The sequence below is a fragment of the Microcoleus sp. B4-C2 genome, assembly GCF_036705265.1.
In the GTDB taxonomy this organism is placed as follows: domain Bacteria; phylum Cyanobacteriota; class Cyanobacteriia; order Cyanobacteriales; family Microcoleaceae; genus Microcoleus.
This window is the reverse complement of sequence record NZ_JAUBUB010000162.1, coordinates 1-7,486: the sequence shown is the minus strand read 5'-3', so window position 1 is coordinate 7,486 and position 7,486 is coordinate 1. Positions and strand designations below refer to the sequence as shown.

The 7,486-nt window shown below is 48.1% G+C and carries 10 protein-coding genes; 5 read left to right on the top strand and 5 right to left on the bottom strand.

The window, feature by feature from the left end:
- Window positions 1–247: 247 nt before the first annotated feature.
- Entirely contained in the window at window positions 248–724 is a 477-nt protein-coding gene (locus QUB20_RS27650) for an ATP-binding protein (RefSeq protein ID WP_333250722.1), read from the bottom strand.
- Between the two features lie 432 nt (window positions 725–1,156).
- Here QUB20_RS27650 and QUB20_RS27645 point away from each other — a divergent pair, with 432 nt between their 5' ends.
- Window positions 1,157–2,293 carry a PP2C family protein-serine/threonine phosphatase gene (locus QUB20_RS27645; protein WP_006632014.1) on the top strand — a complete coding sequence of 379 codons (1,137 nt, stop codon included), beginning with the start codon at window positions 1,157–1,159 and terminating at the stop codon, window positions 2,291–2,293.
- 56 nt (window positions 2,294–2,349) lie between these two features.
- On the opposite strand, the gene QUB20_RS27640 is transcribed toward QUB20_RS27645, so the two are convergent.
- The 4 genes from QUB20_RS27640 to QUB20_RS27625 form a co-directional block, all read right to left on the bottom strand.
- A complete protein-coding gene (locus tag QUB20_RS27640) occupies window positions 2,350–2,676 on the bottom strand; it encodes an STAS domain-containing protein (RefSeq protein ID WP_041623653.1) in 327 nt (108 codons plus the stop codon).
- 239 nt (window positions 2,677–2,915) lie between these two features.
- Complete coding sequence (locus QUB20_RS27635) at window positions 2,916–3,548, bottom strand: helix-turn-helix domain-containing protein (protein WP_333250719.1); 633 nt, start codon at window positions 3,546–3,548, stop codon at window positions 2,916–2,918.
- 426 nt (window positions 3,549–3,974) lie between these two features.
- Window positions 3,975–4,526: a DNA starvation/stationary phase protection protein Dps gene (gene dps / locus QUB20_RS27630; RefSeq protein ID WP_333250717.1), complete on the bottom strand. Its 552-nt coding sequence runs from the start codon at window positions 4,524–4,526 to the stop codon at window positions 3,975–3,977.
- A gap of 95 nt (window positions 4,527–4,621) precedes the next feature.
- Window positions 4,622–4,882, bottom strand: coding sequence for a sulfiredoxin (locus tag QUB20_RS27625; protein ID WP_332985662.1), 261 nt, complete (start codon window positions 4,880–4,882; stop codon window positions 4,622–4,624).
- Between the two features lie 270 nt (window positions 4,883–5,152).
- Here QUB20_RS27625 and QUB20_RS27620 point away from each other — a divergent pair, with 270 nt between their 5' ends.
- The 4 genes from QUB20_RS27620 to QUB20_RS27605 all read left to right on the top strand — a co-directional run bounded on the left by QUB20_RS27620 (window position 5,153) and on the right by QUB20_RS27605 (window position 7,214).
- Window positions 5,153–5,407 (top strand): hypothetical protein, encoded by a 255-nt coding sequence (locus QUB20_RS27620; RefSeq protein ID WP_333241084.1) that lies wholly within the window; start codon window positions 5,153–5,155, stop codon window positions 5,405–5,407.
- Between the two features lie 82 nt (window positions 5,408–5,489).
- Window positions 5,490–6,575, top strand: coding sequence for an Hpt domain-containing protein (locus QUB20_RS27615; protein WP_333250714.1), 1,086 nt, complete (start codon window positions 5,490–5,492; stop codon window positions 6,573–6,575).
- Window positions 6,576–6,580: 5 nt separating this feature from the next.
- The gene (locus QUB20_RS27610; protein WP_333056303.1) at window positions 6,581–6,739 is read left to right on the top strand and encodes a hypothetical protein; all 159 of its coding nucleotides are present in this window, start codon (window positions 6,581–6,583) and stop codon (window positions 6,737–6,739) included.
- 10 nt (window positions 6,740–6,749) lie between these two features.
- A complete protein-coding gene (locus tag QUB20_RS27605; RefSeq protein WP_333250712.1) occupies window positions 6,750–7,214 on the top strand; it encodes a Fur family transcriptional regulator in 465 nt (154 codons plus the stop codon).
- Window positions 7,215–7,486: the final 272 nt, after the last annotated feature.

Sequence of the window (7,486 nt, the reverse complement as noted above, 5' to 3'; positions counted from 1 at the left end):
CGTCCAAAAAGGACGGGCGGGACGCCCATCCCACAAACTTGTGGAAGTTATTTAATTCTCATTCCTAAGCTGTTCGGCATTTAAAAGACGATAGTAGGGTGCCCAGCGTACAGAAGTGTTTCCCGCATAAGCGCGTAAGTGTTATAACTGACGCACCATACAAGCCTCGTTACTGGTTTAAATGCTCCACAGCTTAAAGCCTATTAACCAGAAAGTTCCTTCAGCAGTTGCCAACAAAATATCAGCTTCATCGATCGTCGATACAGGGCGAATAATTTTTGACCATCGACAAACAGTTTCGTCCATCAGCCGTTCTCTCGTAACTAATACTGTCTGCGATGTCTTTGATTAATTTTAGGCCCCGCCCGCCCGGAGAGTGAATATCGACTTTTTCCGAAATATCTTTGATTTTTGTCTCTAAATCAAACGGATCGCCCGAATCCCAAATTTTAATCTCTAAAGATTCAGCGAACACCGCCACCTGAATGTCAACAGGCAAATCCGCTGGTTTGCCCTTGTGGGCGTGACGCACCGCATTCGTAAAGCCCTCAGCCAAAGCCAACTGACACCTGATCCACACACTTGTAGGGATTCGCGAGTCGTACAATTGTGCAAACCACGACAAAACCCAGCTTAATCCATTCAGACCTGTATTGACTTGAAGATCCGCTTTTTTTAGCATCGGCAACTTTTCGGAACCCTTTAATTCAATCACGCTCACCACACAAGTTCTTCATCGGCCGGTGGGCAAAATACAACGAGACAAAATACAACCAGATAAAATACCACGAGACAAAGTATAACGGCGGCCAAATTGAATGGTTGTTTGAGGATACTAGCTTTGGTGGGCCGTCGATCGATGTTTAATCCACTAATCGGTTAGCCATTATACCATAAATAGCACTTCCATGTCAACCATCGCCTGTGGCAAATAAAAGTCTATAAAAATTTATATTCTGAGTATAAACTGAGTGAAGTTCGATCGCGCCAAATTTCTATCAAATTTTAACGTAAATTGAACTCACCGACCCGCCCTCAAAAGCAATTACCTCGAAAGCGATGTCAATCAACTATACTCAATCTCAGACAAGGGCGCTGACAGGATATATTTTAAATGACCCCCAGACCTTGAAAAACTTGTAGTACCTAAGTGCCCATGTTTCAAATTCTGGTTATTGACGATGATACGGCTGTTCAAGAACTGCTGAGAAGAACCCTGAAAAAACAGGGTTACGAAGTAACAGTAGCAAGCAATGGCGAAGACGGTGTAGCCCAGGCGCAAAAATTGCGTCCGGCCCTGATAATTTGCGATTGGATCATGCCGCGCTTGACCGGCATAGATGTTTGCCGTCGAGTCAAGGCAGATCCGGATCTGTCAACTACACAATTCTTTTTGTTGACTTCTTTGGGTTCGATCGCCGATCGAGTCAAAGGCCTCGACGCCGGTGCCGACGATTTTATCTCCAAGCCGATCGAACTCAACGAGTTACAGGCAAGAGTACGCGCGGGATTGAGGCTGCACCAACTCAGCCGAGATTTGAAAATAGCCAAGCAAAGTCTGGAAGCAGAGTTAGCCGAGGCCGCCGAGTACGTGCAATCGCTGCTGCCAGATCCGATGACGGAACCTTTCAGCATCGAAGCAAAATTCATTCCCTCCCGGCAGTTGGGGGGAGATTGCTTCGACTACAACTGGCTAGATGCCGATTATTTGGCGATTTACTTGCTCGACGTAGCCGGTCACGGTTTGCGGGCGGCGCTGCCTTCTGTGGCCGTGCTGAATTTGCTGCGATCGCGCACGCTCCCCAACATAGACTACTACAAACCCAGCGACGTTTTGCGCGCCCTCAACACCACCTTCCAGATGAGCTACCAAAATGACAAGTATTTCACCATCTGGTACGGCGTTTACAACCGCATTTCTCGCCAGCTAGTTTATGCCAGCGCCGGCCATCCACCGGCAGTGTTAATTTCCCAGTCCCCTGCGAGCACCGCTAAAATCCAGCGATTAAAAACCCCCGGAATGCCCGTCGGGATGTTCCCTGACGCCCCCTATGTCGATAATTGCTGCGATGTCGAGGATTTGAGCACTCTCTACATCTTTAGCGACGGGGTATACGAGATCCACCAACCTGACGGCAATATCTGGGGGCTTGACCCTTTCGTAGATTTGTTAGCAGCTTACAACGGTGCAAGTGCCGACCAGTTAGAGCTGGTTTTGAACTACATTCAAAAGTTGAACGCTAAAGCAGTTTTTGATGATGATTGGTCTTTACTCAAGGTAAACTTTGGCTAGCTGACTTCTTGCAGTGCATCTGTGACAAAATAGCAAGAAGACAGCAGCCCAAAGATTTAGTTAGTTGAGAGAATTTTGCTATTAAAAGCATCGCGGGTCTGAAATATCTCGAAAACTCGATCCATGCTGGTGAGTTCAAATAAAATGCGGATTTGCTCGTTGATAGAACAGACAACTAATTGACTCCCAGCGGCCCGGACTGTTTTAAGCGCCAAGACTAAAGCGCCTAAACCAGAACTATCCATAAATGTCACATCAGTGAAGTCTATCAATACCACATCGGCTCCCGCTTCCACGAGGTCGCTAATCTCTTGGCGGAATTGACTTGCCTTGGTGCCGTCTAAAATGCCAGAGGGCTGAATAATTTTAACTACAGGACTCATATTTTGCGGTGGGAATGTCAGAATTTCTAGCCAGACTAGGCTAGTATAGCTGCGAGATGGACTCCGAGCCAAATAAGAGAGGGGGAAAGCGCCAGAGCCTGAGAGCGGGAGAATAGTTTTGAGTGCAAAAGATGGTGCTCGTCGCGGATCTTAAGGCCGATCGCAGTCGCAGCGCTTCGCCGGGAGTGAATTTTGAGAGGGGGACAATCTTTGTTCTGCCGAATGCCTTCTGGTATGAATCAAACTGGGCTAACTTTGGCGCGGTAGAGCAGTTTTTCACCTTGTCTGTAGCCTGTGTAGCGGACTGTGACGGGTTCTCCGGGTTCGGCTGTTCCTTCCATTAGCTGGTGCTGTTGGGGGTTGTAGGGAATCTCGGCTCCGACTGGGGCGATCGACTCCACTCCCCAATGCTCTAATAACTGCTCGACTGGCCGCAGCAAGGGCAGTAGTTTCTGAGCCCGCAAGTTGTGATTTTCCTGAGCTTTGCTCGCAGCAGTCGGCCACTGCAACATCCAAGATTCTAAAATTTGCAGGCTAGATAGCTGGAATTCCTGCATCAAAGATTCTCGCTGCTGTTCGATCGAAGCTTGCAGGCGCTGATATTCTTGTTCTACGGCTGTCGGTGGTGCCTTTTCTAACTCTACATAGTTGGGCGTCAAGGTTGCGAGCAGTTCGGTTAAGGAAATTTGCAAAGCTTGACTAATTTTGAGCAGGATGTCGGCTCGGGTTTGCAAAGCTAAGCCGCGACGCAGGCGACTTAGCTGGATCTCGGAAACTCCTGCTTTTTGGCTGAGTTCTCGATCGCTCGAAAGCCCCGCCTGTTGCATCAGCCGTTGCAGTTGAGGAGCATAATCTGGAATATTGGCGGTCACGAAAAATTCATCCAAATTAACTATTAGCCGGGAAGTCCCTCGGTATATTTAGAGGGGATTAATCAGAGCGCGGCGCGAAGTACCCCGTTGGGAATTACGCCCGCGTGATGAAAGGCTCGTCGGGTGTAGGTACGGAAACCGACAATTATTCTTTTATACCCCAAGATGACCGGGAAATACTCTGATACTATATTAGCAAGTGGGGGTGGAACTACCTCACTATAAAAAGCCTTTGAAAAAAAAGAAAAAGAAGCCTGTGGTCTAACTGTACTCAGTTGACCGTCAGGTTTGTTCACTAAATGGACATATTCTCGATCGTAAACTGTCACGAGCCTTAACGAAATACATTTTTGGGGCGGGCTGTTCGGCCCGCCCCACAGCAGTTTCGCAATTTATGAAGATGCAAGTTCAATTATTGACAGTTGGCTATCTGACGCCTACTTTTTCGGGGCTGGCGGCTGTTGCAGTTGTCGCAGAACCTTGCAAATGCGCTTCTAGGAACCACAAACGCTTGTCAATTGTCCGCGAAATTTCGGTGTACAGATCCGCTGTATCGGCATCGCCGAGTTCGCCTGCTTTGTCGATGGCGACTCGCAGGTGTTGGGCGTAGGGCGCGTAGCGATCGGCTAAAGCCGTCACATATTCTTTGCCGTCTAAAATGTCGAAAGGAAATTCTGGCAAAATCGAATCTGCGGCGGCTGTGCGGGCTGTTCCTACAGCCAAACCGCCCAAAGCTGTGACTCGTTCTGCAACCGTATCAACGTATTCTTCGAGTTCTGTTGCCATTTCGTCAAATAGCAAGTGCAACTGGTAGAAGTCCATGCCTTTGACGTTCCAGTGAGCTTGCTTGACTTGAGTTTTTAAGTCCAGAGTCGTTGCTAGCGTTGCGTTGAGCAGCCCGACTACTTGAGAGCGGGTGGCGGCTGACATATCGATGCGGGTGGGGTAAAGATGTTGTTTGTGGTTGTTGGTAGTCATAGGTTTTTAGCTTGTTATTAGTGATTGTCGATCGAATATCTTAGAAAGCTTTGGGCGATCGAATATTTGCCTGTCATGAATTTCTGTTGAGAGGCTCAGGCTAAGTGCATCTGCAACACGGTACGGGGAGCTCGGCGTACATTACAGCGGATAGTTTCTAAACCGAGACGCTGGCAAGCTTCGTACCGATGGCAACCGGAAAATCCGTAATACTGACCATCTACTTCTAGCACGTCGATGGGTTCGTTTAAACCTACCTCGCGGATGGATTCCATAAGGGCGGCGACTTTGGTTTGGTCGTTGACTCGTGGCAGGGGGCGGCGAATCTGGTTGAGGGGTATTTCTTCGATCCTCATGGCTGCTCTCTTTTTTGCTTCTTGTTAAATCATACTCGTAATGACTTCGACTTGTCAATAAATATGAGGACTTACGCAAAAACCAGGTTTCTGCGGGGAATATGGGGGTTAGACAATCCCAACTACTGCTATCTGGCCCGGAAATCCCATACAAATAGCTATGAATGGGCAACACTGAGCACAGGCAGGATTTTTCATGCCTTTCGATAGATCGATCGACCTCAACCTTCTAGGTACAGTGTGAGAAAAGATAAATTGTGGCTTGAAATTATGGCATCCTCCCAACCCCTCAAAGGCATTGAATTGATCGACTGCGCCAAAGCTAACGCCCAACAAGGAATCGCCACAGCCGCGAAGCTTTGCGGCTACGGAGGCGACCTCAACACCTTCGAGCGGGAACTGAAACAGGCTTGCCAAGACATCGGCGTCGAAGTCAAGGAGTTAAACGACTTGATTACGACTCAGCAGATGATGAAACAAGGAATGGGTATTGAAGTCGCTCCAGATACTCCCTCAGAACTCTAGGCTCAATCTCCACTGCACCAGTTTGAGAGCTAAGAGTGCCCTGACACCCGTATTTTGAGTCTGCTAGCTGAGGCAGGCTAGAATGTTTTGCATGGGAGCTTCCGACTTTTGGCAGGAGTCGTGTTTTCTCCCGCGAAGAGGGTGCTTTCTGGAGGGTGCACAGATTGTTAGGAGGACTGTCGTGTCAGATCAGCAAGACCGAATAATGCGTTTGTTTATAGAGGAGGCTAAGGAGCACCTCGATACTCTAGAAAATGGTTTAGTGGATTTGAAGTCCACGATGAAAGACCCCGAAAGCGTCCAAGAGATGTTTCGAGCCGCCCATTCCGTGAAAGGAGGGGCGGCTATGCTTGGCTTAGATAGTATTAAAACAACCGCTCACCGCTTGGAAGATTGTTTTAAGGTGCTCAAGGACGGGCCCGTTAAGCAGGTTGACCAAACGGCAGAATCCCTATTTTTAAAGGGAGTTGATACGCTTAAGGACTTGCTGGGGCGACTGGAGGGGCCTTTCGGCTTGAGGAATGAGGAGGGAGAAAAACTTGTGCAGCAGGTGATGCCTGTTTTTGCTCAACTGGAAACTCACCTCACTAAATTGGCGTCGGGTAAAGTGCAGGCTGCTGCTGGGTCTGGTACGCCCGCCGCTCCAACAGCGGGCGCTGTGCCGGCGAATTTTGCTGTTGAAGTGATGACTTTACTCAAAGAAATGTTGCAGGTGTTCAAGCAGAAAGAATCGGCTGCTAGTCGCTCTGAGTTGACGGCTGTGTGCGTTCGCCTCTATAAGTTGGGAGGTAAAATAGAGACTTGGCAAAATTTAGTAAAAACAGCTAGAGCAGCGATCGTTAATCCCAAAAACTCTTATAAAGTCTTAGCTCCGTTGATTATCAAAGAACTCAAGGAAGCTGGCGATTTAGTACAAGTGGGGAAAGTTAAGACGATCGTTCCGAGTAAAAATTTGCTACTTTTGGCAGCAAGCCCAAAACCAGCCCCAGCAGCCCCAGCAGCCCCAGCAGCCCCAGCAGCCCCAGCAGCCCCAGCCTCCGCGTCGAAGCAAGTCGCACTTCCCGCCGAACCGAAGGCGGTAGTCAAGCTTTTGCTCAAAACTTTCAACAAAAAGCAACTCTCGGAAATCGCCAAGTTACTGGTTAACGCCATCAAATCCTCGAACTAGGATGTGTGGCAGTAGAAGATAGAGTTGAGCAGCAACTCGAAAAAATTCACTCATTCGAGATTTTTGCCCTCTACCTTCTACTGTTGGGCAACCCTGCGTTAGAATTAGTGAATATATCGGCGTGCAATATTGTACCAGAATTAAAAATCGAGCAGGCTTTATAAGGCGGTAGCTGTGAAACCAATTAGTTCATTAGAAGATGCTTTAAACCGCTGTCAGGCGATGGGAATGCGCTTGAGCCGCCAGCGTCGATTTATTCTAGAACTTTTGTGGGAGGCAAAAGAACACCTCTCTGCTCGCGAAATCTACGATCGCCTCAACAAACAAGCTCATTCGATCGGGCATACTTCTGTTTATCAAAATCTAGAAGCTTTGTCGAAAGCAGGGATTATTGAGTGCATAGAACGCTCGGAGGGACGCTTGTACGGCAATGTCAGCGATTCTCACTCTCATGTCAATTGTCTTGATACGGCTCAGATTCTCGACGTTCATGTGGAATTGCCGATCGACTTGATCGAGCTAATTCAAGAGCAAACGGGTGTCAAAATAGTAGACTACCGGATAGATTTCTACGGATACCGATCGGCCGAGTCCGCCACCCAAGCATCGAGTGTCAGCGATACGTCAAAGGCTTCGTAACGGATAAAGCAGCGGCTGTTGGAAGCAAAACCGATATTTGTACTGAGCCGATCGGTGGTATAAAATGATTTAAGTATTTAGCTGGGTTCGATCGGGCTTTTTGCCGTCGCCAGCCGGAATTCGGCACAGTAGAAAAAAAATGAAAACAGAAAAATGAAACTCGATCGGCAAGTTTGGCGATCGGGAATAAAATTTACGACTAAGGATCGCGAATTAAATAACTTACAATTTTAATTGTTATTGTGGGATGGGCGTCCCGCCCGTCCTTTTTG

Coding starts and splice junctions, on each gene's coding strand:
- QUB20_RS27645 (WP_006632014.1), top strand. CDS start 1,157: ATGTTTCAAATTCTGGTTATTGACGATGATACGGCTGTTCAAGAACTG.
- QUB20_RS27640 (WP_041623653.1), bottom strand. CDS start 2,676: ATGAGTCCTGTAGTTAAAATTATTCAGCCCTCTGGCATTTTAGACGGC.
- dps (WP_333250717.1), bottom strand. CDS start 4,526: ATGACTACCAACAACCACAAACAACATCTTTACCCCACCCGCATCGAT.
- QUB20_RS27625 (WP_332985662.1), bottom strand. CDS start 4,882: ATGAGGATCGAAGAAATACCCCTCAACCAGATTCGCCGCCCCCTGCCA.
- QUB20_RS27620 (WP_333241084.1), top strand. CDS start 5,153: ATGGCATCCTCCCAACCCCTCAAAGGCATTGAATTGATCGACTGCGCC.
- QUB20_RS27615 (WP_333250714.1), top strand. CDS start 5,490: ATGTTTTGCATGGGAGCTTCCGACTTTTGGCAGGAGTCGTGTTTTCTC.